Below are 26,744 nucleotides of genomic sequence, written 5' to 3'. Positions count from 1 at the left end.
GGGCTGCCGACGTACCCGTCGGCACCCGAAAGACGTACCCGAACGCAGGGAAACACCGACCGCATCGGGCCCCGGAGCCCTTCTCGGTCGGTGTTTCCCTTTTTTCGTGCGTCGCCCGGACCCCCACTGGTCGGCGACGCTGGTGCGTGCGGTCCGCTCAGTCCGTCGTCCGGCGCGAACGCGCCTGGAGGAGGGTGAGGACCGCAAGCACACGTCGGTTCAGGTGCTGTGAGGGTTCGAGCTCGAGCTTGTCGAAGATGTGCGTGCACAGTGCCTCGACCGACTTCCGCGACAGGCACAGCTGAGCCGCGATGCCTGCGTTGGACTGGCCCAGGGCGATCTGGTGCAGTACCTGGCGTTCCCGACGACTGAGCCGGTCGAGCCGACTCGTCGCCGCCACGTACGTTGCCCCGAGATCCATCATCGTGGTCGTCATCAGGCCGGGATGACGGGTCCGCCGTGGAACTGGAACCGGCGGGACCGCTCACGGGGAGAGGGAGCGTTCCGCGGCCCCGCCAGTGTCAGGACCATGGACGGGGTGATCCCGCCCGCGGCGTTCTTGAGGATCTCGAGGATCCCGGCCTCGGACCGGCGCAGGCGGGCGCTGGTCTCGTTCAGCTCGTCCTCGTTCGTCCGGATGTCGAGCTGTGCCTCGCACATGTGGTTCCAGCGGGCGCGGAGGGCGGCCACCAGGCCGGCGGGGCCGTTGAAGTACGGCGCCCATTCCTCGCGCCACGGGACGGCGCCGCTCATGTCGGCGGCGGCGACCGCTTCGACCTCGTGGAAGATGCGGATGCGTTCGTGGGTCTCGTTCCAGGTCATGACGTTGTTCCTTCCGGGGAGGGGCGGTGGGGAGTCACCGCTCGGTTTCACGGAAGGAGGAGGACTGGCCACCCCCCGCTGATACGCCGACTTCGGAAATTCTTGGAAGACCTCGCCGGCGCAGGACGAGCTTCGCCAGCGTGTGCCTGCCGAGGTGCGCCGTCGGCCGTAGCCCGAGCTTGTCGAAGAGGGCCGTGGACAGGGCCGTTGCCTCCTGCAGCGTGATGCCGAGCCGGGCCGCGACGAGGGCCTCGGTGTCGGCCCCTGACTGGCCGAGCGCGATCACCCGGAGCAGCGCGCGCTCGGTGGGATCGAGCCGGTCCAGCCGGCTCGTGGCTGCGATGTAGCTGAGTTCGAGTGTCATGCGCCGTACCTCTTCCGGGAAGGGTGCGGTGGGGGTCACCGCTCGCTTCCCTGGAGGAGGGGACGGCGCGGCCCGGTGATACCGGAAGGTGCCCCTGTTTCGACGTATCACCGGCACTGGTTCGCGGGTCCTATGTGCGGGACGATGCTTTCGACAGGAATCCTGCGCACGCTGGATGAGGAGGTCGGGAGTGGATGTGACTACGCCGTTGTCGACGCTCGTCCCTGCGGCACGTGAAGGAGACCAAGATGCCTGGAACTCGATCGTCGACAGGTTCCTGCCCCTCGTCAACGCCCTCGTCCGCGGCTACCGCCTCTCGGAGGCCGACGGTGACGACGTCAGTCAGACCGTGTGGCTGCGCCTGGTCGAACACCTGGGTGCGCTCCGCGAACCGGACGCCCTTCCCGGCTGGATCCGTACGACGACCCGCAACGAGTGCCTGCGCCTGCTCACCGCACGGGGCCGGGTCCGCCCGGTCGACCCCCAGGACCACGGCGGCCTGGACGCGGTCGAAGGCGACGTCGCGGACGACGAGCTGCTCGCTGTCGAGCGCCACCGTCTCCTGCGCGAGGCCATGGCCGAGCTGCCGGCAGCCCGCCGCGAGCTCCTGCTCCTGCTGCTCGCCGACCCCCCGGTCGGTTACGAGCAGATCAGCGAACGCCTCGGGATCCCGATCGGCAGCATCGGACCCACCCGCGCCCGGGCGCTGGAGCAGCTACGACGTACCCGCGCCCTGCGCGGTCTCGGTCCGGATCTCGTGGGAGGGATGAGCTGATGACCAACTGGGACGAGCTGACCGACGACGAGCTGATGACTGCGCTCTCCGAAGCCGTGACGGAGACCGCGCCGGAGGTCGTCGACCGACGCCGCGCCGCTGCGCAGGCTGCGTTCACGTGGCGCACGATCGACACCGAGCTGGCCGAGCTGCTGCACGACTCCGCCCTCGAGGCCGGGGCTGCCGTCCGCTCGGCCGCCGAGGGACCGCGGTCGCTGTCCTTCGGTCGCAGCGGCCTGGTCCTGGAGATCGAGATCGACGGGGACGAGGTCCTCGGCGAGGTGATCGCCGAGGGTTCCGCTGCGTCGGACAGGGGTCCGGCCGTCGTCGTCCTGCGCCGCCCCGACGCCGACGACGTGACCGTCGAGGCCGACGCCGCCGGGTTCTTCCGGTTCTCCGACGTCGGGCCCGGGTCGGTGCGGTTCGAGGTCACGCGTGGCGAGTGGTCGCTGACCACCCCCTGGGTCACCCTGTAGCTCGCCCGGTGGTTGAGGTGCGAGCGCAGCGAAGTCGCCCGGTGGTTGAGGTGCGAGCGCAGCGAGCCTCGAAACCCCCGGGCCTCAGGTCAGCGGACCCACGATCTTGATGTCCTCGTTGATGCGGGTGTCGTGGTGGTCGATCGCCGTGTTCAGGACGGCGTCCCACGCCTCCCGGGCAGACATCGGGCTCGGCGTCCGGTTCGCGCGCATCTCCGCCGCGATCAGGCCTGTGACGATCGGGGTCGAGAACGATGTGCCGCTCCACTGGGCCAGGCCCTTGAAGTGGCGCACCTTCGTCTCGTTCGGCGGTTCGTGGCAGGTGTAGGTCCCGATGGGGAAGGCGTTCACCAGGTCGCGGCCGCGGGCGTACACGTTGACCCAGCCCTTGCCGTAGTTGGAGAAGTCGGAGACCTTCTTGTCGGGATCCACTGAGCCGACGCCCACGACCCACTCGAAGGCGGCTGGCCAGAAGGGTTCGTCACTCTCGTCGTTGCCTGCGGCGGCCACGATCAGTACGTCGTTCCGGGTGGCGAGCTCGTGTCTCTCGGCCAGCATCAGGAACGAGAGCATGGCCAGTCCCCGGCGCGTGTGCGTGCCGGCGGAGATGCTGATCACCTCGGGGTGATCGGGATCCTCGAGTGCTTCGCGGAGCTGCCGGCAGATCGCCGACTCGTACACGGCGCCGCCGTGGGTCAGGACGCCCTCGACCTCGACCCTGGTCTCGGGAGCCATGCAGCTGATGACGCCGGCGACGAAGGTCCCATGACCCGCGTACTCGTGAATGGCGGACTGGTTCACCGTCTCGAGGTCGGTGGCGTCGGCGAAGATGTCGTCGGCTTCGAGCCAGGGGGACTCCGCGCTGCCGACGGCGTCCTTCCACAGGCCGGTGTCGACCACGGCCACCCGTACCTTGTCCGTCGCGGCGACCTCGCCACTGGAGGCAGCCTGAGGCGGCCACGGACGGTGCGTCCGCGGTTCCTCGGGTTCCGTCGCGGGGCAGAGTCCGGGACGACCGGTCACGTACAGGATGTGGTCGGGTGTGGCGACCGCGCCGTCGCCGAACTCCCGGTCCATCTCGTCAAGGGTGCGCAGCACGGAGTCCTTGCGGTCGCGGCGCTTCGGGATGGCAACCAGGGTCAGACCGTCGATCACCGAGTCCTCGGGCCATTCGACCGGTTCCTCGAAGTCGTCGCGGCGCTGCTCGAAGAATCGCGCAAAGTCGTCGCGTCGGTCGTTCCGGACCAGGAGGTGGTCCGGGCGGAACAGGTAGGCGGTGTCGGCGTCGTCCGTTGCGCGACCTCCGCCTCGTGCGGCAGCGGCCGCGACGTCGCCGCGGAAAGATCGGCGGATCACCCCGACCTGGACCCGGAGTTTCTCGCGTTCGAGCTGTTCCTTGCTACGGCCGGGCTTGACCGGGGCACGGCCACCGCCGCGCTGGCGGCGCAGCCACTCGAGGAGTGACGTCAGCGGATTGCGGGACAAGGGGGGACGGTCCGGCTCATTCATCGACGCTCCTGGGAGTTGGAGGTACGGCGGTCCGAGCTCACCGCCGCCGCTAACGTAGTGGTGCCCCGAACCGCCCGTAAAGAGCGGTGCTCTCGACGCTCGCGAGGAAACCATGCAGGAACTTCTGGAGCTCGCGATGGATCGTCCTGGAGAGGCGGGCGAACGGGCTCGGGCGATCCTCGCCAGCGCCCCGGACGACCTCCTCCGGTCCTTTGCGTGCCAGGCGCTGGGCATCGTCCTGCGTAGCGACGGACAGGCCGTGGAGGCGACCGCTGTGTTGCGGGAGGGCGTCCGGGCGGCTATCAGGAGCGGGGTCGACGGTCGTGAGAGCGACGTGCGCGCCACTCTGGCGGGAGCATTGGTACTGGCGGGCCGACCGCGCGCCGGCCTTCTCCAGTTCGATCGCGCGCTGGAGAGCGCCACGGGTGAGATCGCAGCGAAGGTCGCCATGCGGCAGGCCGGCATCCTCACGACCCTGGGCAGGTACGACGAAGCCCTCCCGGTCATGGGCCGAGCACTCGACGAGTTTCGGCAAACGGGCAACCGGGTCTGGGAGGCGCGCTCCCACCTGTGGCTGGCGCACATCGAGCTCGTCCGTGGCCGAGTGGATGCGGCCGAGCGCCATGCGCTCGAAGCCGCGGAGATCCTGGAGCAACTGGGAGACACGACTGATCGGCTCAGCGCTCTCACGAACCTTGGTGAGATCGCGATGGCGCGAGGGGACGTCTCCGGCGGCCTCCGACGCCTGACGGAGGCGGTCCGTGGAAGCGAATCGGTGGGCTGGCTGCGATTCGAGGACGTCGGCCCGCTTGCGGTCTGTTACCTCGCAGCAGGCATGACCGCCGATGCGGTGGCGCTGCTCGGCAGAAGTGACTTGCGCTTGACCGCCGCGTTTGAAGCCGAGCGCAAGCTGGCCCTCGCCGATGCGCTGGTGGCTGACCAGCAACCGCAATCGGCGATCGAACCGGCACGCACGGCCCGTGTGATGTTTCGTCGGCAGGGCCGGGAGTGGTTCGAGCGCCGGGCCCGGCTGACGGTCGTGCGGGCTCGGGCCGCAACCGGAGCAACTCAGGGACTGGCGCGCGAGGCGCGACTGGTCGCTGAGGAACTCCACGAGGAGCGGGCGGTCGAAGCACCGATCGCGCTGACCCTCGCCGGCCGGGCGGCCCGTGGTCAGGAAGCCGTCGATCTCTGGGTTTGCGCTGCGTCGTACCGCAACCATCCCAACGCGTTGGTGCGCGCTGGCGCGTGGAATGCCCAAGCACTCGCCCGTGAGGACTCGAACGACCGCGGCGGGGTCCTGCGCGCGGCCACCGCCGGCCTCGACGCGATCGACGAGCACCGACGCCTGATCGGCTCCTCAGAGCTCCGGGCCCTTGCGACGACCCATGGTCGAGAGCTGACGACCATCGCCCTGCGCCACGCAGCGACCGACCCGCGCACGCTCCTCCGTTGGAGCGAACGCACCCGCGCCACCGCCCTTGCCCAACCGCCCGCGACGTCCGACGCGGCGACGATCCCTGCCTCGCTCGCAGCCCTGCGCGACAACGGTCGCCGGCTCGCGGAGGCCCGTCAGGACGGCGATCCGACCGAGGACCTCGAGAAGGAGCGGTTGCGGCTGGAGCGGGCGGTGCGGGCCGAGCACCACACGTTGTCCGCGGACTCGGTCGAGCGGCAGCGGCCGGTCAGCGCCGAGGAGGTCGTGGCCTCGGTCGGGGACGGTTGCCTGGTCGAGCTGGTTGACGTCGACGGGACCCTGCACGTGCTCGTCGTGCACGGCGGGAAGGTGCGACGGCGGATCGCGGGTTCGACGGCCGAGGTGGGCGAGCTTCTCGGACCCGCCGCGATGCTGCTCCGGCGCACCTCACGCGGGCGGCCCGCCGACCTGACTGCACTCGGGCAGCGGCTGCAGGACGCGATCCTCGGGGACGCCGTACGGCTGATCCCGGAGGGCCCGGTCGTGATCGCCCCGACCGCGCGGCTGCATGGACTGCCGTGGGCGTTGCTTCCTGCTCTGCACGACCGGCCGTTCAGTGTGGTGCCGTCGGCGGGGCAGTTGCTGCGGGCTCGCGCCACTGCACGGCCTGCGGATCCGCGGACCGTTCTCATCTGCGGCCCTGGGCTGGCGACCGGCGGCGCCGAGGTGCCCGTGCTCGCGAGGCGGCACCCGGACGCCGTACTCCTCGACGGCGCCCACGCCACGCTCGAAGCCGTCCTCACTCACCTCGACGGCGCCGACCTCGTGCACCTCGCTGCTCACGGGCGGTTCCGTGCGGACAGTCCGCTCTTCTCCGCACTCGACCTCGCCGACGGACCGCTGACGGTGCACGACCTCGAACGGCTCCAGCGGGCGCCGTACCGGGTCGTCCTCTCGGCCTGCGAGTCCGGTGTGCTCGCACCGGTCGGCGCCGAGGAGCTGCTCGGCCTGGCTGCCGCCCTCTTCTCGCTCGGCACTGCCGGCCTGGTCAGCAGCGTCGCCGAGGTCAACGACACCGCGACCGCCGACCTGATGGTCGACCTGCACGCGGTCCTCGCCGCCGGCAGCGATCCGGCCACCGCCCTGCACGAGGTACGACGCGCCGCCGTACCCGGCTCGGTCGAGGCCGCCACCGCCGCGGCCTTCCTCGCCCTCGGCGTCTGAGCGGGCGGGCGAGCTGTAACACGCTGTCCGCTCGACTACCCGACCGATGTCAGTGCTAGCAACCCGCCACAGACGCGAATTTGCGAGGGCAACGGTCGGCCAGAGGGGCGGACAGCGTGTTACAGCCCAGCCGGCCCGGTCGACCCGAACCCCCGATCCCGGCCGTAGGGCGAAACCGGGCGGCGACCCACCGTCCACCCCGAATAGGCTTCACCCATGTCGGATCAGACCAGCACCAGCCTCACTGCCCGGGAAGCCATCACGGCCATCCAGGGGCACGAGGCGTGGGCGATCATCCGGCGCTCGACCCGGGCAGGTGATCGCGACACCGTCGGCGTGCTCGGCGGCACCCGCAGCACCGCCGAGTCGATCATGGACATCCCGCTCGAGACCGGCGTTCCCGAGGTCGGGCACATCTGTGACCGGCTGGTCGCCGTACCGTTCCGGCAGGTCACCGAGCGCGGGTTCGAGGCACACGACGACGGCACCCCGCTGGTGGTCGTCGACGTCCAGGCCGAGCACGAGTTCTCCGTCGCCGACGTGATCGCAGCGATCGACGAGGTGCCGGTCGAGTTCACCGACCGCGGTGGCTTCGACACCGACGACGACGAGTACGCCAAGGTCGTCGAGTCGATCATCAGCGAGGAGATCGGCCAGGGCGAGGGCGCGAACCTCGTCATCGGCCGCAACTACCGAGCCGTGGTCGCCGACTGGAGTGCGGACGTCGCGCTCACCGTCTACCGCCGCCTGCTCGAGCGCGAGCGCGGCGCGTACTGGACGTTCCTCTTCTTCACCGGCGACCGCTACCTCGTCGGCGCCAGCCCCGAACGCCACGTCAGCGTCCACGGCGGCGACGTCCGGATGAACCCCATCTCCGGCACCTTCCACCTGCGCCCGCCCGCCGGCGAGACGCGCAGCACGGAGGAGCGCCTCGCCGAGTTCCTCAAGGACGAGAAGGAGATCTACGAGCTCTTCATGGTCGTCGACGAAGAGCTCAAGATGATGTGCGACATCTGCACCGAGGGTGGCCAGGTGCTCGGCCCGTTCCTCAAGCCGATGACGCACCTGATCCACACGGAGTACCTCCTCGCCGGCCGTACGTCGCGCGACGTGCGCGAGGTCCTGCGGGACACGATGTACGCCGCCACGGTCACCGGTTCGCCCGTGGAGAACGCCTGCCGGCTGATCAAGCAGTACGAGCCCGAGGGCCGTGGCTACTACGGCGCCGCGCTCGCCCTCTTCGGCCGTGACGCCGCGGGTGAGCCCGTCGTGGACAGCCCGATCGTGATCCGTACGGCCGATGTCTCGATCGACGGGGCGCTGAAGGTGACGGCCGGAGCGACCCTCGTGCGGGACTCCGTGCCGTCGTACGAAGTGGCGGAGACGCACGCCAAGGCCGGCGGCATCCTGTCCGCCTTCGGACTCGTCCCGCCGGCGCCGATCCCCACCGCCGACGTCGCGACGCTGGTCGCCGACGAAGAGGTGCTGATCGCGCTCAACAGCCGCAACAACCGGCTCTCCAGCTTCTGGCTCGCCGACCAGGCCGGGACGCCGGTCGACCCGCGGCTGATCGGGAAGTCCGCCGTCATCCTCGACGGCGAGGACGACTTCGTGAACATGCTGCGCCACATGCTGACCCGGATGGGGATCAGCAGCCGGGTGGTGCGCCATGAGGCGTACGTCGACGGCGCACTCGACGGCGACGACCTGGTCATCGTCGGGCCGGGTCCCGGTGACCCCGGCGACGACAACGACCCGAAGATGCTGCGGATGCGGGCCGCGGTCGCGTGGCTGCTGGAGAACGAGAAGCCGTTCCTCGCCGTGTGCCTCGGCCACCAGACGCTGTGCCACCAGCTCGGCATCCCGCTCGCGTTCAAGGACATCGTCTTCCAGGGCACCCAGGCGGCCGTGCTGCTCGACGGCAAGCCGGCGAAGGTCGGGTTCTACAACACGTTCGTCGGGCGACCTGGTCCGGACACCGTGCTCCCGGCCGGCGTGCGTGTCGACACCGATCCCGAGTCCGGCGACGTGCACGCCGTGACCGGCCCGCATTTCCGCGGCGTCCAGTTCCACGCCGAGTCGATCCTCACCGAGCGTGGCTTCGACATCGTGCACGACCTCGTCTCCTCGGTCCTGCTCTAGGCGTGGACCTCATCGCCCGGCCACCGGGGGAGTACCTCGCCGAGGACGACGTCGTCGAGACGACGGCACCGGCAGTCATTGCGCTCGCGGCCCGGCTGGGTGCCGGCGCGGGCGACGACATCGCGTTCGCCCGGGCCGCGTTCCAATGGGTCCGTGACGAGATCGCGCACGCGGGAGACGCGGGCGATCCGCGGTTCGCCGTTTCCGCGACCGACGTCCTGACCGACGGTGCCGGCTGGTGCTACGCCAAGGCGCACCTGCTCACCGCAGTGCTCAGGGCCGGCGGCGTGCCGACGGGGCTCTGTTACCAGTGGCTGGCCGATGGCGACGGGCACGTGCTGCACGGCCTGGTGGCGGTGCACCTCAATGGGAGCTGGCACCGCCAGGACCCGCGGGGCAACAAGCCAGGTGTGGCCGCGGAGTTCTCGCTCGACGGTGAACGGCTGGCCTGGCCGGTCGACCCGACAGCCGGCGAGGAGGACTTCCCCGAGGTCCATGTCGCGCCCGCCCCGGAGGTCGTCGCGGCACTGCGTCGTCGCGAGCTGGCGGTGCAGAGGTGACCACACCCGACGTCGTCGTGGTCGACCACCACGACTCCTACACGTGGAACCTGGTGCACCTGATCGCCGGCGTCACGGGGGAGCTGCCGACGGTGGTCCAGTGGAACGACCCCGTGGACCTGTCCGGGTTCTCCCACCTGGTGCTGTCGCCGGGGCCGGGGCATCCGCGGGAGTACCAGTGGGACTTCGACGGGCGGCCCGTGCTGGGTGTCTGCCTGGGAATGCAGGGGATGGTGGTCGCCTTCGGCGGCGAGGTCTCCCGGATCCAGCCCGCACACGGCGAGGTCGAGTCGGTCACCCACGACGGCCGAGGTGTGTTCGCAGGGTTGCCCGCGTCGTTCGATGCCGTGCGCTACCACTCGCTGGCCGCGACCCGGTTGCCCGACGAGCTCGAGGCGACGGCGTGGGCGGCCGACGGCACGGTCATGGGTGTGCGGCACCGGACCCTGCGGGTGGAGGGCGTTCAGTTCCATCCCGAGTCGGTGCTCTCCGAGCACGGTGCCATGCTGGTAGCGAACTTCCTGGCCATGGGACGCTGACGGGATGGTGACCCAGGGCGATCCCGCGGAGGCGTTCGCCCGGATCCAGGCCCGCCATGCGCGCTGCGTCTGGCTGGACGGCGGCGGTGCCCGGGACTGGTCGCGACGCAAGTCGCTGATCGGCTGGCTCGAGGACGACGACGTCTCCCTGAGCTACTCGGCTGCTCGGCGGGAGGTCACCCGGCACGTCGGTGGACGGTCCGAGGTCGTGGGGGATGACCCGTTCGTCGTACTCGAGGCGGAGCTGGCGGCCGGCAGGCCGACCGACCAGTGGTTCGGGTACTTCGGCTACGCGGCACGACCGGACATGCCGGCGCTGCCCGACCCGGACCTGCCCGATGCGGTGTGGCTGCGGCCCTCGCACATCCGGGAGTACGAGCACGTGCTGGGGGTTTCGAGGCTCGCTGGCGCTCGCACCTCAACCACCGGGTCTGCGCCGCTGGTTGAGGTGCGAGGAGCGCCAGCGACGAGCCTCGAAACCACCGACACCCCCACCGCCTACGCCACCGCCTTCGCGCAAGTCCAGGAGCACCTGCACGCGGGCAACTCGTACGAGGTCAACCTGACCTACCGCACCCGCACGCCGAGCACCCTCGGCCCCGCGGGCGCCTATCTCCGGCTGCGCACGCTCAACCCGGCGCCGTACGCGGGCTTTCTCCAGCACGACGTGGCAGGTGCGGAGGCGTGGCTGTTGAGCTCGTCCCCGGAGCGGTATGCCCTGGTCACCGCCGACCGCACCCTGGAGACCAAGCCGATCAAGGGGACCACGGCGCGCGGCAGCACGCCCGACGAGGATGCGGCGGCGCGCGAGCACCTCGCCAGCGATCCCAAGTTCCGCTCCGAGAACCTGATGATCGTCGACCTGCTCCGCAACGACCTGGCGATGGTGTGTGACGTCGGGTCGGTGGAGGTGCCGACGTTGATGGAGGTCGAGTCGTACTCCTCGGTGCACCAGCTCGTGTCGACCGTCCGGGGCCACCTGCGCGACGACGTCACGACGGTGGGTGCGCTGCGCTCGCTGTTCCCTGCCGGCTCGATGACGGGCGCCCCGAAGCTCCGCACCATGGAGATCATCGAGGAGGTCGAGGCGACCCCGCGCGGTGCCTACAGCGGCGCGTTCGGCTGGATCTCCGGCGACGGTCGCGCCGATCTCGGCGTCATCATCCGCACCCTCGTCACGGCCGGCGATGACTACGTCCTCGGCACGGGTGGCGGGATCACCGTCGCCAGCGAGGTCGAGGACGAGTACGACGAGACGCGGTGGAAGGCCGAGCGGCTCTTACAAGCGATCAGCCCCTGACGGTAGCGTCCCCTCATGGTGACTCCCGCTGAGGCGATCGACCGGATCCAGGCCGCCTTCGGGGCGCATGGCGGCGCCCGCTCACTGCACGCCAAGGGCCGCTTCTACACCGGCACCTTCACGGCCACCCCCACCGCCACGGAACACGGCCGCGCCGCGCACCTGCAGGGCGATCCGGTGCCCGTGCTGGTCCGCTGGTCCAACGGTGGCGGCGACCCGAAGTCGCCCGACAAGGCGCCCGACGTACGCGGCATGGCGGTGTCGTTCCGTCACCCCGACGGCGCGACCGACCTGCTCGGGCAGACCGCGCCACGCTTCCCGGTGCGCTCGCCCGACGCGTTCGTCCGGATGGTCGAGGCGGCCCGCAAACCGTCGGCCCTGCCGGGGTTCCTGCTGCGCCACCCCAACGCCCTGCCCGCGCTCGCGGTCAACGCCAGGGCCGGGGCCCTCGTGCCGCCGAAGAGCTTTGCCGCGGCGACGTTCTTCCCGATCCACGCGTACCTCTGGACCTCGGCCACCGGCATCGAGCGCTGGGTGCGTTACGTCCTGCGCCCGCTGGACGAGGAGGCCGGCCGGCCCGAGGGCACCTTCAGCGGGGATGACCGGCTCTTCGACGAGATGGAGGCCCGACTCGCGGCCAGGCCGGTGCGGTTCACGCTGGAGGTCACCATCGCGTCCGACGGCGATGACCCGCACGACCCGATGTCCGTGTGGCGCGGCGTCGAGATGTTCGACGCCGGCACGATCGAGGTCACCTCCACTGCACCCGACCCCGAGAACGACGGCAAGGTGACGGTCTTCGACCCCACGCGCGTCATCGACGGCATCGGGCTCTCCGACGACCCGATCCTGCTGTTCCGGCCGGGCGCCTACTCCGAGAGCGTCAACCGCCGGATCTGACCGGGATCAGCCGGCCGGGCTGGGCGAACCCGCACCGGCCTCGTCGGCATGCGCGGAGAGGGCCCCGAGCGTGGCTTCGACACCGCGCACGGCCCGCGCCTCGTCGTACGGCGCAGGATCGACCAGGTTGACGACCTCGAACAGGGTGCCGTTCTGCACGAAACCGGTGACGTACAGCTGGTCCTTGGCCGCGTCGACCACGATCCGTGCCGCGTCGGCGAGCGGGACGTCGGGTGTGCGGACGTCGGCTCCCGCGGTCTGGCCCATCTTCGCCCAGAAGTCGTCGAGGCTGCCGCCGAACAGCTGGTAGTTCGCGGTGACGGCCGCTTCGCCCGAGTCCTTCGCCGGCGCGAACCGGCACTCCGGAAGGGTGGGCGTACCGGCGTGCTCGGTCGTCGTGGACCCGAAGTGCTTCAGCACGAAGGCGGCATCCAGGGCGTCGCAGGGGTTCCACAACGCGGGCGTCTCGGTCGGCAGGTCCGGCTTTGCGCCGACGTCCTCGCCGCCACAGCCGGCCAGGACCAGGGGCAGCACGGCGACGGCCGCCACCCCCCACTTCGTGTCACGCATCGTTCTTCTCTCTTCCGGGGAGCCGCAGGACCATCCGCGCCCCTCCACTGGCATTGGCGGTGGCGTGGACCGAGCCGGAGTGGCGTTCGGCGACCTGGCGCACGATGGCCAGGCCCAGGCCGGATCCGGGCAGAGTACGGGCGTCGGGGGAGCGCCAGAACCGGTCGAAGATCCGGGGGCGGTCGGCCTCGTTGATGCCCGGCCCCTGGTCGTCGACCGTCAGGACGCCGTCGCTGAGGCGCACCGTGACGTGGCCCGCCTCCGGGCTCCACTTGGCGGCGTTGTCGAGCAGGTTGGTCACGGCTCGTTCGAGCTCGGCAGCTTCGCCGATCACCCACCAGGGACGGGTGAAGACCTCGAACTCGAGGCTGGGTGCGCGTCGTCGTACCCGCTGGATGGCGTGGTCGACGACGTCGGCGAGGTCGACGGGCTCGACCTGGATGGGCATCGGTTCGTCGCGGGCGAGCGAGGTCAGGTCGCCGATCAGGGTGGTGAGCTCCTCGATCTGGGCCTGGACGTCGTCGAGCAGCTCCTCGCGGGCATCGGGCGGCAGGTTGCGCAGGCCGTCGGGCTGGCGGGCCGTCATGGTCAGCAGGTCGACGTTGGTGCGCAGGGCCGTGAGCGGGGTCCGCAGCTCGTGGCTCGCGTCGGCGACGAGCTGTCGCTGCCGGACGCGGCTGGCGTCGAGGGCCACCAGCATGTGGTTGAACGCCGTCGCGAGGCGCGCGACCTCGTCGTCGCCCTCGATGGACAGGGGCGTGAAGTCCTCCGTACGGGCGATGTGCTCGACCGAATCGGTGAGCTTGCGCACCGGTCTGAGGCCGTTGCTCGCCACCGTCCAACCCGCCAGGGCAGCGACGATCACGCCGAAGGCACCGAAGGCGATGGTCACCCAGCCGAGCCGGGACAGGGTGCGGTCCTGGTCCTCGAGGGGCTGGGCGATCACCAGCGCGATGCCGTCCTGCTGCGTCGGCACGGCGACGACGCGGTACCGCTCGCCGGCGATGAGCAGGGTGCGCAGGCTCGACGAGTGCTCGCCGCGGGCGACCTCGATCTCCGGAGCGCCGAGCTCGATCGCCGGCCCGCGGTCGAGGATCGCGGGATTGCCCTTGTAGTCGACGAACGCGATCCGTACGTCGGCCGCGCCCAGGGCCCACGGCGGTACTCCGCGTGCGCCGACCTCCAGCAGGGTGTCGGTGGCGGCGGCCTTGTTGGCGCGGTCGAGCAGGGAGTCGTCCAGGGTGTTCTGCATCTGGACGCGGGCGGTGAAGTACGCGCCCACGGCCACCAGCGCCACCGACAGGCCGACCGCGATCGTCGTCAGCCAGATCACCCGGCTGGCCAGGGAACGACGGTAGTGCCAGCGGCCGTCGCTTCCCGGCCGCATCGCGACCAGGCCCCAGGCGCTCACCTGCTCACTCGCTCACCACGCGTCACGACCCGATCATGACTCCGTGGCGCGCAGCACGTAGCCGATGCCGCGGACGGTGTGGATCAAGCGCGCCTCGTCGGCGGCCTCGGTCTTGCGGCGCAGGTAGCCGACGTAGACCTCGAGCGAATTGGCGGTGGTGGGGAAGTCGTAGCCCCAGACCTCTTCGAGGATGAAGGAGCGGTCCAGCACCCGCCGCGGGCGCCGCAGGAACATCTCCAGCAGCGTGAACTCGGTGCGCGTCAGCTCGATGTGGCGGGTGCCGCGCAACACCTCGCGGGTGGTGACGTTCATGGTGAGGTCGGCAAACGAGAGCACCTCCTCCTCGGCGCCGTCCTCGGCGGGGACGACCCGGCGCAGCAACGCGCGCAGCCGGGCCAGCAGTTCCTCGAGCGCGAACGGCTTCGTGAGGTAGTCGTCCGCACCGGCGTCGAGCCCCTCGACCCGGTCGCCCACGGCATCGCGGGCGGTCAACACGATCACGGGTACGTCGTTGCCGGCGGCGCGCAACGCCCGCGTCGTCTCGAGGCCGTCGAGCTTGGGCATCATCACGTCCATCACGACCACGTCCGGCGCGAGCGCACCGATCCCCGCCAGGGCTTCGGCTCCGTCGCCGGCCAGGTGGACGTCGTACCCGTTGAAGACGAGGGAGCGCTTCAGCGACTCACGCACCGCGCGGTCGTCGTCGACGACGAGCACGCGAGCAGGCGGGACAGGGCGGGACACGGCACCATCATGGCCGATGGGCCTGAAGACGTCCTGAGAGCGAGGTCAGTACAGGCTCGCGGGGCATTCCGGCGGGCGCGGGTCGGAGTTGATGCAGAACCCGTAGCTGGGCAGTGGCGGCAGCGCGGCCGGGAGCGGCAGGCGCAGTCGTGGGTCCTCGGCGATCTCGAGCATCGCCCGGCTGCTGAGCTGGAGCTTCTCCTTCAGGTCGGCGATCGTCAGGTCGGCCGGCGGGTCGGCGAGTCGTTCGCCGACGAAGACCTCGACCCGGCCGGTCGCCTGGTCGGCAGGAACGACGAAGTTGTGGGAGGCACTGGGGATGGCCCGGTTGATGTACCAGTAGTCGATGGCGGTCCGGCCGTCGCTCGTCGGGACCTCGGTGCACTCCGTCAGCACGTCGCCGCGGGACTGGAGGTCCGCGCACTTCCAGTCGTAGTACGACCCTCCGTCGCTGGGCTCGTGCTCGGCGCGGATGTCGAGCCGCCGGTCGTCGATGCTGGTGCGCACCGTCCACGACGTCGCCTCGGCCCGTTCGCCCACGGCGAGGTCGCGCGGAAAGTTGTCGGTCAGGTTGTCTGCGGCCGTGCTCCAGGACCGGGCGCTCACCTCGGGGTCCGTGGCGCCCGGGAACGAGTCGAGCGCCACCTCCTTCATCAGGTCCGCAATGGCGTACTGGTCGGCCACGGGTGGCCCGTCGGTGGTCGGCCCGTCGGTGGTCGGCCCGTCCGTCGTGGCCGTGTCGGTGGGGGGATCGGTGCGGCGGGCGGACGGATCGTCCTGCGCGATCAGGATCGCTGCCGTGGTCCCGCCACCGACCAGCGCCAGCGCCAGCAGGACGGCGCCCACGACCAGGCCGGTACGACGCCGGGGGCGCGCCGCGGCCGGGGGTGGTCCCCAGGCCGGGGGTGGCGGGAGTGGCTGCGTGTACGCAGGTGGAGCGGGTGGCGGGGTGGGCTGGGGACTGGGTGGCGGGGTGGGCCGTGGAACGGACGGGGCGGGCGCCGTCTGTGCGTCCAGCACCCCGCGATCCAGCACGCCTGCCGCCACACCGAGCACGGCGACCGCCCACCGGCTGGGGGCGACGTCGGTGGCCGCCCGGTCCCGCGCGAGCTGGTCACCTGCAGCGGCGACGGCCATGTCCGGGTCCCCGCCGTTGGCGATGTCGCGTTGCATCCGGTCGAAGGCGCCCTGGCGCACGGCATCGACGAGCAGGTTGGTCACGCCCCGGCTGGCCGCCTCGGGCGTCAGGAAGTCGTCGAGCGCCGCCCCGAAGCTCGTCGCGTCGGACAGGATGCCGTTGCCGGTGCGTGCGAGGAGATCGGTGAGTTCGTCCGAGAGGGCCACGTCGCGATTGTGTCATCGCCGTCTCCCGCTGCAGGTTCATCAAGGGATGCAGGTGAATGTGCACTCCCCACGCTGGGCAGAGGCGGGGAAGTGTCAGTTCGCCGACATACCTTGATGAACCAGCAGCGGTCAGAGGTAACGCGCCGCGATCTTGGCCGCCCGGGCGCCGTACTGGCCACCGAACAGGCACGCATGCACGAGCAGCGGGAACAGCTGGTGGAAGCCGAGGCGGTCCTCCCAGCCGTCGGCGAGCGGCGCCGCTTCGTCGTACGCCGCCATCACCTGCGGCAGCTGGGGGAGGCCGAAGAGGGCGAGCATGGCGACGTCCATCTCGCGATGGCCGCCGTACGCCGCCGGGTCGATCACGACGGCACGGTCGTCGTTGGTCCAGAGCACGTTGCCGTTCCACAGGTCGCCGTGCAGGCGCGCGGGCGGCTCGACGGGGAGGATCTCGGGCCCGCGGGCGACGGCCGCCTCGATGGTGGCGCCGTCCTCGGCGCTGACGATCTCCTTGGCGCGCAGCACCTTGAGGTACGGCGCGATCCGGCGCTCGGCGTAGAACTCCGCCCAGGTGGGCGCCGGACGGTTGGGCATCGGCAGCCGGCCGATGTAGCCGTCGGCGTCGAACCCGAAGAAGTCGGGGCTGGCGGCGTGGGTCGCGGCGAGTGCGCGGCCGAAGCGGCCCGCGGCCTCGGCGCCCGGGCGCCCGGTCTCGATCCACTGGAGGATCACGCAGTCCTCGGCGACGGCCATCACCTCGGGGGTGGGTACGCCGCCGTCGGGCGTGGCCTCGGCCAGCCAGCGCAGCCCGGCGGCCTCGCGCTCGTAGAAGTGCGGGGGTGCGGTGCCGAGGGTCTTGAAGAGGGCGGTCCTGCCGTTGGAGAGGCGCACCTTGACCGCGGTCGAGATGTCGCCGCCGGCCACGGGCGCGGTGGCCACGACGGCGGAGCCGAGCAGTTGCTCAGCCCGACCGGCGATGACCGGTTGCCGCGCCATCAGGTCCTCTCAGGTCGACTCGGGTGGTCGGAGGATCAGGCCTGTCCCTTGAGCGCCCGCGGGATCTCTCGACCCTGTTCGATGGCGCGCTCGGGTGCCTTGACCTTCTTGAAGCTCCGGACGCCGAGCAGCACCAGGAGCGCGGCGACCAGCAGGTAGAACCCGAAGACGATCAGGAACGCCCAGTGCAGGTCCAGGCCGTCGCCGTTCCAGTGGATCAGGAACGCGATGGCGATCGAGAGCATGATGATGGCGAGGGTCAGGACGAACAGCGCCGCGCCGAGGAACACGGCGCCCATCCCGCCGGCCGTGAAGCTGACCTTGAGCTCCGACTTGGCGAGCTGGATCTCCTTGCGCATGAGCGTGGAGAAGTCGGTCTGCGCGTCCTTGATCAGGCGCCCGATGGTGGGCTCTTCCCGGATCGGTTCGATGGCCATGCGACCGACCTTACCGACATCGATAGACTCCCCGTCAGGTGAGCCGGGAAGTCTGGTCGGCAGACGATCTCCCCTGCCCACCTGACTCCGGAGGCCTCAGTGCCCGATTCCCCCCGCTCGCCCGACGACCTCTGGCGCCAGGGCCCCGTCTGGACGGCCAGCGAGAAGCCGCTGGCGAAGTACGTCGCCCGTCCGATCCGGGAGTTCCTCCACGTCGAGTCCGCCGGGTCGATCCTGTTGCTCACCGCGACCGTGATCGCGCTGCTGTGGGTCAACCTGCCGGTCACCGGCTGGGCCTCCGGGTACGACCACTTCTGGCACACCCCGATCGGTCTCGACGTCGGCAGCTGGCGGATCGAGGAGTCGCTGCAGCACTGGGTCAACGACGGCCTGATGACGATCTTCTTCTTCGTGGTCGGCCTGGAGATCAAGTACGAGCTGGTCCACGGCGACCTGCGCGACCCCCGCACCGCAGCGCTCCCGATCATCGCGGCCGTCGGCGGCATGGCCGTGCCGGCGCTGCTGTTCGTGGCGATCGCGGGTGGCGGCGAGGCCGGTGCCGGCTGGGGCATCCCGATGGCGACCGACATCGCGTTCGCAGTCGGTGTCCTCGGCGTCCTCGGCCGCCGGATCCCCTCGGCCGCCCGGTTGTTCCTGCTGACCCTCGCGATCGTGGACGACATCGGCGCGATCATCGTGATCGCGGTGTTCTACACGGCCGACCTCGCGTGGGGCTGGCTCGGCATCGCCGTCGGCCTGCTCGCGGTGATGGCCGTCCTGCGCGCCGCCCGCGTCTGGGCGATCCCGGTCTACTGGGTCCTCGGCCTCGCCATCTGGTTCGCCGTTCTCGAGTCGGGCGTCCACGCCACGCTCGCCGGAGTCGCGATCGGCCTGATGACACCGGCCGTCGCCCTGCTCCGCCCCGAGGTCGCGAAGGAGTTCGCGACGGGCGCCCTCCAGGACAACGACCTCGACGCCGAGGAGCTGCACCGGATGCGGTTCCTGCTCGCCGAGTCGGTGCCCATCGCCGAACGTCTCCAGTCGCGCCTGCACCCCGTGTCGTCGTACGTCGTCCTGCCGGTGTTCGCGCTCGCCAACGCCGGTGTGGCGCTGGGGGATGGGGCGCTCGGTGATGCGCTGTCCTCGACCGTCGCCCTGGGCATCGGTGCGGGACTCGTGCTCGGCAAGCCGCTCGGCATCGCGCTCGCCTGCTTCATCGCGATCCGCCTGGGCGTCGCACGGATGCCCGACGACACCAACTGGGGCCAGGTGATCGGTGTCGGTGCCGTCGCCGGCATCGGCTTCACGGTGTCGCTGTTCATCGCAGGCCTGTCGTACCCCGACTCGGCCGCGCTGACCGACGACGCGAAGGTCGGGATCCTGCTGGCGTCCGTCCTTGCCGCGGTCGTCGGCGTCGTCGTCCTCCTGCTGGCGTCCCGTCGACCCGAGGTCGCCGAGCAGCCGGCCGAGGTCGTCGACCAGTCCTAGAAGGGCACCTCGGTCGCGAGCAGCCCCTCGCCCTGACCGCGGCCGGACAGCACCCGGCAGAACTCGACGGCGTCCATCTCGATCACCGGCCCGTTGCCGGGCGACCGCCACGAGCCGCCGGCTGGTCCGCTGAGGTCCAGGCAGTACGGCCGACCATGGCGGGCGGCCCACTCGTCGACGACGTCCGCGACGATCCTGCCGTCGTGCTCGGCGGTCAGTGCGGGTGCGGTACCGGTCGCGGTGGCGACGTCGATCCGGTGCATCCAGGTGTCGCGGGTGAGGATCACGTCGATGACGTAGCCCAGCGCCCAGGTCTCGTCCACACCCTGCACCGACTGCTTGTCGGGCATCGCCATCCGGCGCAGGAAGAACGGCGTCATCCGGCGACCGCGGGCGGCCCGGGGTCCGAGGGCGCGAGCGTCGTCGACCAGACGCTGCGGCGAGTGGTCGGCGCGTTCGCGGACCTGGAGGGCGGTCAGGGCATCGACCATGGCGATGCCGCGGGCGGAGGACTCGGCGCCGGCGATCTTGCGCTGACGGGCGCCTTCTCGGATCCCGGCCGCCATCGCGGCCATGCCGACGACGTGGCTGGTCAACTGCCGCACGTCCCAGGCGGGGCAGTCCGTGGATCGCTTCCAGTCGGCGGCGTCGAGGGCGGCGACGGTGTCGGCGAAGCGGCGGTACTCCTCGGCGGCGAGCGCCATCGCCGTACGGCGGTCCAGGGCGGAGCGTCGAATGCCCGGCGCGGTCGTGGTCTGGTTCATGGTCGTGCTCATCTCTTGCGGGCCGCCCTCCTGGCGGCAGGCGATTGCTTCGGGACGCCGGCAGCGTCCGCCCACATGTCGATGGCCCGTTCGAGGAGTCGCGAGTAGCGGTCCCCTCCGGGGTCGTTGGCCAACTGCTGGTCGATCAGGCCGCCGATCAGGGCCGCCATGATGTCGAAGTCGGCGCTGTCGGACACGCCGCACGAACCGACCATTGCCCGGCCGTGCTCGAGGACGCGGACGGCGGGGGCGTACGAGTCCGGGCTGGGCTCGAAGCCGGGGATCGTGCGCTGGTTCATCAGCTGGTAGCGGGCCAGGTCGGCGACGGCGAAGTCGAAGAAGACCCGCGCGATCTTCTGCAACGCCTCCCGGGGGTGCTCGGGCAATGGCTCGAGCGCGGAGCCGGACTCCTCGTAGGCCAGCCACGCCTCGGCGTACATGGCGTCGTAGATGGCGTTCTTGGAGGCGAAGTGCGAGTACAGCGAGGGTGGCTGCATCCCGACCTCACGGGCGATGTCGCGCAGCGTGATGTTGGCGAGCCCGACGTCCCTGGCCTGGCTCCACGCGGCATCGAGGATCTCCCGACGCACTCCTTCACGTCGTTCGGCAATCCTATTGCGACTAGGTGTTCCTAACACAGTTAGGAGAATGCGCCTGGCGCACCATCCTTGTCAAGAGATCGGGGAGAGCACCTGCGCCGAACCGAGGAACCGCTCGACGGTGATCCGCACGGCCACCCGCTCGGCACTCGGGGACGGCGGGCGGTACCGGGCGGCGTACCGCTCACAGGCGCGTGCGATCGAGGCCTCGTCCTCGAACACCTCGCCGGTGCCGACGATGCTCGACCAGCGGCCGCGGTCGACCTGGGTGATCGACAGTCGCGGGTCGCGCCGGATGTTGGCGACCTTCTGCGAGCCGCGCCGGGTGATCACCCAGGCGCACTGGTTCTCGAGGTCCAGCGTGGTCCCGACGGGTACGGCGTGGGGCGCGCCGGTGCGGTCGAGGGTGCTGAGCGTGCAGAGGTGGTACTCGGTCCAGAAGTCGAGCAGGGGTGCGGGCAGGGCCGACCAGTCGACGGGATGCAGGACGGGCACGTTCGAGGCTCCTCAGGTTCCGCAGAAGGTCTGGTACTGGCCGAAGTCGTCGGGCGCCGGCTCGGCGAACCGCTCGAACCCCGGGCGCTCGACGAACGGTGAACGCACCGCCCCGACCAGCTGGTGCAGCGGTTCGAGATCACCCGCCGTGGCGGCGGCGAGCGCCTCCTCGACCAGGTGGTTGCGGGGTATGTAGAGCGGGTTGACCCGGTCCATCGCCTCCGCGTCGGGGCCCAGCGCGCGCCACCGGGCGAGCCACGCGTCGATCGCCGGCAGGTCGAGGAAGAGCCCGCGGACCGGCTCGGCGTCGCCGCGGGCCGCTGTCGCCAGGTGGCGCCAGAACGTCGTGTGGTCGACGTGGCTCGCGCGGAGCAGGTCGAGCACCTCGCTCGCGAGGGCCTGCGCATCCACGGCGGGACCCAGGCCCAGCTTGGCGCGCATCCCGGCGGACCACGCGGCGTCGTACTCCGTGCGGAAGGACGCGAGCGCCTCGCTCGCGATCTCGACGGCGCGGTCCCGGTCGTCGGCGAACAGGGGGAGCAGGGCCTCGGCGAAACGGGCGAGGTTCCACTCGGCCGCGCCGGGCTGGTTCACGTAGGCGTACCGCCCGCCGCTGTCGATCGAGCTGAACACGGTGTTGGGCTCGAAGACGTCCAGGAATGCGCACGGGCCGTAGTCGATCGTCTCGCCCGAGATCGTCATGTTGTCGGTGTTCATCACGCCGTGCACGAACCCGACCAGCATCCAGCGCGCGATGAGCGAGGCCTGGGCTGCGACGACGGCCCGGTAGAAGGAGAGGTACGGCTCAGGATCGGCTGCGAGCTCCGGGTAGTGGCGCGCGATGGCGTGGTCGGCCAGCCGGCGCAGGAGGTCGTCGTCGCGGATCCCCTGCGCGTACTGGAAGGAACCCACCCGCAGGTGGCTGCTCGCCACCCGGGTCAGTACGGCGCCCGGCAGAACGGTCTCGCGATGGACGTCGCGTCCCGTGGCGACCACGGCCAGCGACCGGGTGGTCGGGATGCCGAGGGCGTGCATGGCCTCGCTGACGACGTACTCGCGCAGCATCGGGCCGACCGCCGCCAGGCCGTCGCCGCCGCGAGCGTGGGGCGTGCGTCCCGATCCCTTGAGGTGGATGTCGCGCAGGTTGCCGTCGGCGTCGATCACCTCCCCGAGCAGCAGTGCCCGTCCGTCGCCCAGCTTCGTGAAGCCGCCGAACTGGTGACCGGCGTAGGCCTGCGCCACCGGCGTGCTCCCGGCGGGCAGCTCGGTCCCGGTCAGGAGACCGAGGCCCTCGGCGCTGCGCAGCCGCTCGACGTCGAGGCCGAGCTCGGCGGCGAGGGGTTCGTTGAGGACCAGCAGCCGGGGTGCCGGCGTGGCCGCGGCCTGCCAGGGCTCGGCGAGCTCGGGCAGCTCGGTCGCGAAGCGTGCCTGGAGCGAGGCGACGCCGGGGAGGGCCGTGGTCATGCTTCGAGCGTACGGACGCCGTGGCGAGCACCCCGTGCACCATCCGTCACACGGGATGGGCAGTTCCTGCGCCGGACGGGGGTTGCAACCCCCATCCGGCGCAGGAATCCCCGGGCGCCCGGGGATTCCTGCAGGAGCTCAGTCCTCCGTCGACGTCGTCTGCCCGGCCGAGATCAGGTCCATGATCGAGGCGTCGGCGAGGGTCTGGGTGTCGCCGACGGTGCGGCCCTCGGCGACGTCGCGGAGCAGGCGGCGCATGATCTTGCCCGAGCGGGTCTTGGGGAGCTCGGGGACGATCATGATCTGCCGGGGCTTGGCGATCGGGCCGATCTCCTTGCGGACGTGGTCGGACAGCTCCTTGATGATGTCCGGTCCACCGTCACCGGCCTCCTCGCGGAGGATGACGTAGGCGACCACGGCCTGGCCGGTGTCGGGGTCGTTGGCCCCGACGACGGCGGACTCGGCGACCTTGGGGTGCGACACCAGGGCCGACTCGATCTCGGTCGTGGAGAGGCGGTGGCCCGAGACGTTCATGACGTCGTCGACGCGGCCCAGGAGCCAGATGTCGCCGTCGTCGTCCTTCTTGGCGCCGTCGCCGGCGAAGTAGAAGCCCTGCTGCTTGAAGCGGGACCAGTAGGTGTCGGCGTACCGCTGGTCGTCGCCCCAGATGGTGCGCAGCATGGAGGGCCACGGTGAGGTGATCACGAGGTAGCCACCGGAACCGTTGGGGACGGAGTTGCCTTCGTCGTCGACGACGTCGGCCTCGATGCCGGGGATGGCGGTCATGGCCGAGCCGGGCTTGCCGGCGGTCACACCGGGGAGCGGGGAGATCATCACCGCGCCGGTCTCGGTCTGCCACCAGGTGTCGACCACGGGGGTGCGGTCGCCGCCGATGACGTTGCGGTACCAGATGTAGGCCTCGGGGTTGATCGACTCACCCACCGAGCCGAGGATCCGAAGGCTCGACATGTCGAACTTGTCGGGGATCTCGCGGCCCTGCTTCATGAAGGAACGGATCGCGGTGGGAGCGGTGTAGAAGAGCGTGACCTTGTAGTCCTGGATGATCTGCCACCAGCGCCCACGCTCGGGGGCGTCGGGGGTGCCTTCGTAGACGACCTGGGTCACACCGTTCGCGAGCGGTCCGTAGACGATGTAGGAGTGCCCGGTGACCCAGCCGATGTCGGCGGTGCACCAGTACACGTCGTCGGGCTTGAGGTCGAACACCGCGTTGTGCGTGTACGACGCCCCGGTGAGGTAGCCACCGGTCGTGTGCAGGATGCCCTTCGGCTTGCCGGTGGTGCCGGACGTATACATGACGTAGAGCGGGTGCTCGGCGTCGAACGCCTGCGGTTCGTGGATCGGGGAGGCCTCGTCGACGACCTCGTGCCACCAGTTGTCGATCGCGGAGTTGAACTCCACCTCCTGGCCGGTACGACGGACCACCAGGACGTTCTCGACGATGGCCGTGTTGTCGTTGTCGATCTTGACCAGTGCCTCGTCGACGGCCGGCTTCAGCGCAGCAGCGGCACCGCGGCGGTAGCCGCCGTCGGCGGTGATGACGAGCTTGGCGCCGCAGTCCTCGATGCGTGAGGCCAGTGCCTCGGCGGAGAAGCCGCCGAACACGACCGTGTGCGGGGCGCCGACGCGGGCACAGGCCAGCATCGCGATGATCGCCTCGGGGATCATCGGCATGTAGATCGCGACCCGGTCGCCGGCCTCGATGCCGAGCTCCTCGATCGCGTTGGCGGCCTTCGAGACCTCGTCCTTGAGCTGGGCGTAGGTGATGTCCCTCGTGTCATCGAGAGGTTCGCCGACCCAGTGGATCGCGACCTTGTCCCCGCGCCCGGCCTCGACGTGCCGGTCCACGCAGTTGTAGGCGGCGTTGATCTTGCCGCCCACGAACCACTTCGCGAACGGGGCGTTCGACCAGTCGAGGACCTGGTCCCACTTCGTGGCCCAGTCCAGCCGGTCGGCCTGGGTGGCCCAGAACGCCTCACGGTCGGCGGCCGCGGCGTCGTACGCATCGGCCTTCACGTTCGCGTTCGCAGCGAGCTCGGCCGGGGGCTCGAACCGGCGCTCCTCCCGCGACAGGTTGGCGAGGGTCTCTTCGTGGTCGGTCACTACCGGGCCTTTCGACGTTCAGGGGCACGTTGGGGGTGCGGCTCACATTGCCGCACCCCCAACTGTGCCCGCTAGGGGTTGCTTCGTGGTTGCGTGGTCTCGGGACGGTTGCTGTGCAACCTCCTCGACCACCGGCGTCAGTGGGAGACGGCCTGCTCGGCACCTGCGCCGGTGAGGGCGCGGACCTCGAGCTCGGTGAACCGCTCCTCGGACTCCGGCTCCTTGGCGAGGATCGATCCGAGCCAGCCGAAGAAGAAGCCGAGCGGGATCGAGACCAGGCCCGGGTTCTCCAGCGGGAACCACGAGATGTCGATGCTGGTGGGCAGCAGGGACAGGTTCTTGCCGGCTGCGTCGACGCCCTTGCCGGAGACGACCGGCGAGAAGATCACGAGCGTGATGCAGGAGATCAGGCCGCCGTAGATGCTCCACGTGGCGCCGCGGGTGTTGAAGCGCCGCCAGAACATGTTGTAGACGATCGCCGGCAGGTTGGCCGAGGCCGCCACCGCGAAGGCCAGTCCGACGAGGAACGCGATGTTCAGGTTGCGGGCCGGGATGGCCAGCAGGATCGCGATCACGCCGAGACCGGCAGCGGCGTACCGCGTCACCCGGATCTCCTCGGCCTCGGTGGCCTTGCCCTTGCGGATCACCGAGTTGTAGATGTCGTGCGCCACCGAGGTGGACGACGTCAACGTCAGTCCGGCGACGACCGCGAGGATCGTGGCGAAGGCGACTGCCGAGATCACCGCCAGCAGGATCGCGCCGCCCGTGGAGCCGGCACCACCGCCGACCGCTTCAGCGAGCAGGGGTGAGGCGAGGTTGCCGCCGCTGTTGGCGACGTCGCTGCCGACACCGGTGTTGAGCAGTGCCGCGGCACCGAAGCCCAGGACCAGCGTGAACAGGTAGAACGTGCCGATCAGGGCGATGGCCCAGAGCACCGACTTGCGGGCGTCGCGCGAGGTCGGGACGGTGTAGAAGCGGACCAGGATGTGGGGCAGGCCTGCCGTACCGAGGACCAGGGCGATGCCGAGGCTCAGGAAGTCGAGCTTGTGGGTGGCGTCGATGCCGTACTTCAGGCCCGGCTCCAGGAAGCCTGCCTTGCCGGAGTTCGACTGTGCGGCGCCGAGCAGCTCGGAGAGGTTGAAGTCGAACTTCGCAAGGACGAGTACGACGATGACGGCCGAACCGACCATGAGCAGGACCGCCTTGACGATCTGCACCCAGGTGGTGCCCTTCATGCCGCCGACGGTGACGTAGACGATCATCAGCGCCCCGACACCGGCGATCACGGAGCTGACGGCGAGGGTGTTCTCCTTGTCGATGCCGAGGAGCAGCACGACCAGGCTGCCGGCGCCGACCATCTGCGCGAGCAGGTAGAAGATCGACACGGCCACCGTGGAGGTCGCTGCGGCGGTGCGGACGGGGCGCTGCTTCATCCGGTAGGCCAGCTGGTCGGCCATCGTGAAGCGCCCGGAGTTCCGGAGCATCTCGGCGACCAGCAGCAACGCCACCAGCCAGGCGACCAGGAAGCCGATCGAGTAGAGGAAGCCGTCGTACCCGGCGAGGGCGATGACGCCGGAGATGCCGAGGAAGGACGCGGCCGACATGTAGTCGCCGCCGATGGCCAGGCCGTTCTGGATGGGGGAGAACGAGCGGCCGCCGGCGTAGAAGTCCTCGGTGCCGCTGCTCGAGCGGCTGGCCTTGATGGTGATGAAGAGGGTCAGGGCGACGACGCTGAGGAAGAGCCCCGCGGTGAGTACCTGGTGGTCCATCAGTTCTGGGTCCTTCCGTGCGACGACTTGCCGGCCAGGGCGATGAAGCGCTCGTCGAGCTCGCGGGCGAGCGGGTCGAGCCTGGCGTTGGAGTAGCGGCTGTAGAGCCACGCGAGCCCGAACGTCGTCACGAACTGCAACAGGCCGAAGACCAGGGCCACGTTGATGTTGCCGACGACCTTGTGGGTCATGAAGTCGCCGCCCCAGTTGGAGAGCACGACGTACAGCAGGTACCACGCGAGGAACGCGATCGTGGCGGGGAAGACGAACGCCCGGTAGCGGCGCCGCAGCTCGGCGAACTCGGGCGACGCGTGCAACTCGTCGTACACGGGATCGTGGCGTGACGCCACCTCGTGCGGGTCGTGCGGGGCGACTTCAGATGTCACGACGAAACCTCCTGGGCTGGTGCAGTGGCCGCGATCGCGACCGGACATTGCGACGCTAGGAGTGATCGCGGTCACACCGTCAGGGGTGCGGTCCGGGTGCGCGCCGAGTGGGAACGGGTTGTCGACGA

General features: G+C 70.4%; 26 protein-coding genes. 9 read left to right on the top strand and 17 right to left on the bottom strand.

Annotated elements, in window-relative coordinates; translation table 11 throughout:
• Nucleotides 1–157: 157 nt before the first annotated feature.
• From ACOACQ_RS14945 to ACOACQ_RS14935, 3 genes are read right to left on the bottom strand one after another with little or no spacing between them, the layout of a single operon-like run.
• Nucleotides 158–436, bottom strand: a complete 279-nt coding sequence (locus ACOACQ_RS14945) for a response regulator transcription factor (RefSeq protein WP_378598405.1) — start codon at nucleotides 434–436, stop codon at nucleotides 158–160.
• Nucleotides 436–822 carry a hypothetical protein gene (locus tag ACOACQ_RS14940; RefSeq protein WP_378598404.1) on the bottom strand — a complete coding sequence of 129 codons (387 nt, stop codon included), beginning with the start codon at nucleotides 820–822 and terminating at the stop codon, nucleotides 436–438. Before ACOACQ_RS14940 ends, ACOACQ_RS14945 begins: the two co-directional genes overlap by 1 nt.
• Nucleotides 823–856: 34 nt before the next feature.
• Entirely contained in the window at nucleotides 857–1,186 is a 330-nt protein-coding gene (locus ACOACQ_RS14935) for a hypothetical protein (protein WP_378598402.1), read from the bottom strand.
• Between the two features lie 190 nt (nucleotides 1,187–1,376).
• Here ACOACQ_RS14935 and ACOACQ_RS14930 point away from each other — a divergent pair, with 190 nt between their 5' ends.
• A complete protein-coding gene (locus ACOACQ_RS14930; protein ID WP_378598400.1) occupies nucleotides 1,377–1,961 on the top strand; it encodes an RNA polymerase sigma factor in 585 nt (194 codons plus the stop codon).
• The gene (locus tag ACOACQ_RS14925) at nucleotides 1,961–2,437 is read left to right on the top strand and encodes a hypothetical protein (protein WP_420288643.1); all 477 of its coding nucleotides are present in this window, start codon (nucleotides 1,961–1,963) and stop codon (nucleotides 2,435–2,437) included. Before ACOACQ_RS14930 ends, ACOACQ_RS14925 begins: the two co-directional genes overlap by 1 nt.
• An 84-nt stretch (nucleotides 2,438–2,521) precedes the next feature.
• Here ACOACQ_RS14925 and ACOACQ_RS14920 read toward each other — a convergent pair whose 3' ends face one another.
• Nucleotides 2,522–3,922: a S8 family peptidase gene (locus tag ACOACQ_RS14920; RefSeq protein WP_420288642.1), complete on the bottom strand. Its 1,401-nt coding sequence runs from the start codon at nucleotides 3,920–3,922 to the stop codon at nucleotides 2,522–2,524.
• Between the two features lie 160 nt (nucleotides 3,923–4,082).
• Here ACOACQ_RS14920 and ACOACQ_RS14915 point away from each other — a divergent pair, with 160 nt between their 5' ends.
• The 6 genes from ACOACQ_RS14915 to ACOACQ_RS14890 all read left to right on the top strand — a co-directional run bounded on the left by ACOACQ_RS14915 (nucleotide 4,083) and on the right by ACOACQ_RS14890 (nucleotide 12,028).
• Nucleotides 4,083–6,587, top strand: a complete 2,505-nt coding sequence (locus tag ACOACQ_RS14915; RefSeq protein ID WP_420288641.1) for a CHAT domain-containing protein — start codon at nucleotides 4,083–4,085, stop codon at nucleotides 6,585–6,587.
• A gap of 216 nt (nucleotides 6,588–6,803) precedes the next feature.
• A complete protein-coding gene (locus tag ACOACQ_RS14910; RefSeq protein ID WP_420288640.1) occupies nucleotides 6,804–8,729 on the top strand; it encodes an anthranilate synthase family protein in 1,926 nt (641 codons plus the stop codon).
• A 2-nt stretch (nucleotides 8,730–8,731) separates the two neighbouring features.
• On the top strand, nucleotides 8,732–9,289 hold the full coding sequence (locus tag ACOACQ_RS14905; protein WP_420288639.1) for a transglutaminase-like domain-containing protein: 558 nt from the start codon (nucleotides 8,732–8,734) through the stop codon (nucleotides 9,287–9,289).
• Nucleotides 9,286–9,828, top strand: a complete 543-nt coding sequence (locus tag ACOACQ_RS14900; protein ID WP_420288638.1) for an anthranilate synthase component II — start codon at nucleotides 9,286–9,288, stop codon at nucleotides 9,826–9,828. Before ACOACQ_RS14905 ends, ACOACQ_RS14900 begins: the two co-directional genes overlap by 4 nt.
• 4 nt (nucleotides 9,829–9,832) lie before the next feature.
• Entirely contained in the window at nucleotides 9,833–11,128 is a 1,296-nt protein-coding gene (locus ACOACQ_RS14895; RefSeq protein ID WP_420288637.1) for an anthranilate synthase component I family protein, read from the top strand.
• Between the two features lie 15 nt (nucleotides 11,129–11,143).
• Nucleotides 11,144–12,028, top strand: coding sequence for a catalase (locus tag ACOACQ_RS14890; RefSeq protein WP_420288636.1), 885 nt, complete (start codon nucleotides 11,144–11,146; stop codon nucleotides 12,026–12,028).
• Between the two features lie 6 nt (nucleotides 12,029–12,034).
• Here ACOACQ_RS14890 and ACOACQ_RS14885 read toward each other — a convergent pair whose 3' ends face one another.
• The 6 genes from ACOACQ_RS14885 to ACOACQ_RS14860 all read right to left on the bottom strand — a co-directional run bounded on the left by ACOACQ_RS14885 (nucleotide 12,035) and on the right by ACOACQ_RS14860 (nucleotide 17,530).
• A complete protein-coding gene (locus tag ACOACQ_RS14885; RefSeq protein ID WP_420288635.1) occupies nucleotides 12,035–12,598 on the bottom strand; it encodes a hypothetical protein in 564 nt (187 codons plus the stop codon).
• Complete coding sequence (locus ACOACQ_RS14880) at nucleotides 12,591–14,009, bottom strand: sensor histidine kinase (RefSeq protein WP_420288634.1); 1,419 nt, start codon at nucleotides 14,007–14,009, stop codon at nucleotides 12,591–12,593. The genes ACOACQ_RS14885 and ACOACQ_RS14880 overlap by 8 nt, the downstream gene beginning before the upstream one ends.
• Nucleotides 14,010–14,042: 33 nt before the next feature.
• Nucleotides 14,043–14,753: a response regulator transcription factor gene (locus ACOACQ_RS14875; RefSeq protein WP_378599683.1), complete on the bottom strand. Its 711-nt coding sequence runs from the start codon at nucleotides 14,751–14,753 to the stop codon at nucleotides 14,043–14,045.
• 45 nt (nucleotides 14,754–14,798) lie between these two features.
• Nucleotides 14,799–16,097: a hypothetical protein gene (locus ACOACQ_RS14870; RefSeq protein ID WP_420288633.1), complete on the bottom strand. Its 1,299-nt coding sequence runs from the start codon at nucleotides 16,095–16,097 to the stop codon at nucleotides 14,799–14,801.
• Nucleotides 16,098–16,226: 129 nt separating this feature from the next.
• Nucleotides 16,227–17,093 (bottom strand): fructosamine kinase family protein, encoded by an 867-nt coding sequence (locus ACOACQ_RS14865; RefSeq protein ID WP_420288632.1) that lies wholly within the window; start codon nucleotides 17,091–17,093, stop codon nucleotides 16,227–16,229.
• A gap of 35 nt (nucleotides 17,094–17,128) precedes the next feature.
• The gene (locus tag ACOACQ_RS14860) at nucleotides 17,129–17,530 is read right to left on the bottom strand and encodes a phage holin family protein (RefSeq protein ID WP_378606489.1); all 402 of its coding nucleotides are present in this window, start codon (nucleotides 17,528–17,530) and stop codon (nucleotides 17,129–17,131) included.
• 99 nt (nucleotides 17,531–17,629) lie between these two features.
• Here ACOACQ_RS14860 and nhaA point away from each other — a divergent pair, with 99 nt between their 5' ends.
• Complete coding sequence (nhaA, locus tag ACOACQ_RS14855) at nucleotides 17,630–19,018, top strand: Na+/H+ antiporter NhaA (RefSeq protein WP_420288631.1); 1,389 nt, start codon at nucleotides 17,630–17,632, stop codon at nucleotides 19,016–19,018.
• Here nhaA and ACOACQ_RS14850 read toward each other — a convergent pair.
• The 7 genes from ACOACQ_RS14850 to ACOACQ_RS14820 all read right to left on the bottom strand — a co-directional run bounded on the left by ACOACQ_RS14850 (nucleotide 19,015) and on the right by ACOACQ_RS14820 (nucleotide 26,616).
• Entirely contained in the window at nucleotides 19,015–19,782 is a 768-nt protein-coding gene (locus ACOACQ_RS14850) for a maleylpyruvate isomerase family mycothiol-dependent enzyme (protein WP_378606495.1), read from the bottom strand. The genes nhaA and ACOACQ_RS14850 overlap by 4 nt on opposite strands.
• An 8-nt stretch (nucleotides 19,783–19,790) precedes the next feature.
• Nucleotides 19,791–20,372 carry a TetR/AcrR family transcriptional regulator gene (locus tag ACOACQ_RS14845; RefSeq protein ID WP_378606498.1) on the bottom strand — a complete coding sequence of 194 codons (582 nt, stop codon included), beginning with the start codon at nucleotides 20,370–20,372 and terminating at the stop codon, nucleotides 19,791–19,793.
• Nucleotides 20,373–20,453: 81 nt separating this feature from the next.
• Nucleotides 20,454–20,876: a pyridoxamine 5'-phosphate oxidase family protein gene (locus ACOACQ_RS14840; RefSeq protein WP_420288630.1), complete on the bottom strand. Its 423-nt coding sequence runs from the start codon at nucleotides 20,874–20,876 to the stop codon at nucleotides 20,454–20,456.
• Between the two features lie 12 nt (nucleotides 20,877–20,888).
• Nucleotides 20,889–22,340, bottom strand: a complete 1,452-nt coding sequence (locus ACOACQ_RS14835) for a protein adenylyltransferase SelO (RefSeq protein WP_420288629.1) — start codon at nucleotides 22,338–22,340, stop codon at nucleotides 20,889–20,891.
• Between the two features lie 138 nt (nucleotides 22,341–22,478).
• Nucleotides 22,479–24,461 (bottom strand): acetate--CoA ligase, encoded by a 1,983-nt coding sequence (acs, locus tag ACOACQ_RS14830; RefSeq protein WP_420288628.1) that lies wholly within the window; start codon nucleotides 24,459–24,461, stop codon nucleotides 22,479–22,481.
• A gap of 137 nt (nucleotides 24,462–24,598) precedes the next feature.
• Nucleotides 24,599–26,230, bottom strand: a complete 1,632-nt coding sequence (locus ACOACQ_RS14825; RefSeq protein WP_378606510.1) for a cation acetate symporter — start codon at nucleotides 26,228–26,230, stop codon at nucleotides 24,599–24,601.
• Nucleotides 26,230–26,616 carry a DUF485 domain-containing protein gene (locus ACOACQ_RS14820; RefSeq protein ID WP_420288627.1) on the bottom strand — a complete coding sequence of 129 codons (387 nt, stop codon included), beginning with the start codon at nucleotides 26,614–26,616 and terminating at the stop codon, nucleotides 26,230–26,232. Before ACOACQ_RS14820 ends, ACOACQ_RS14825 begins: the two co-directional genes overlap by 1 nt.
• Between the last annotated feature and the right edge of the window lie 128 nt (nucleotides 26,617–26,744).

This window comes from Nocardioides sp. CPCC 206347, assembly GCF_048654605.1.
Lineage (GTDB): Bacteria > Actinomycetota > Actinomycetes > Propionibacteriales > Nocardioidaceae > Nocardioides.
This window is presented reverse-complemented; position numbering and strand designations above follow the sequence as displayed.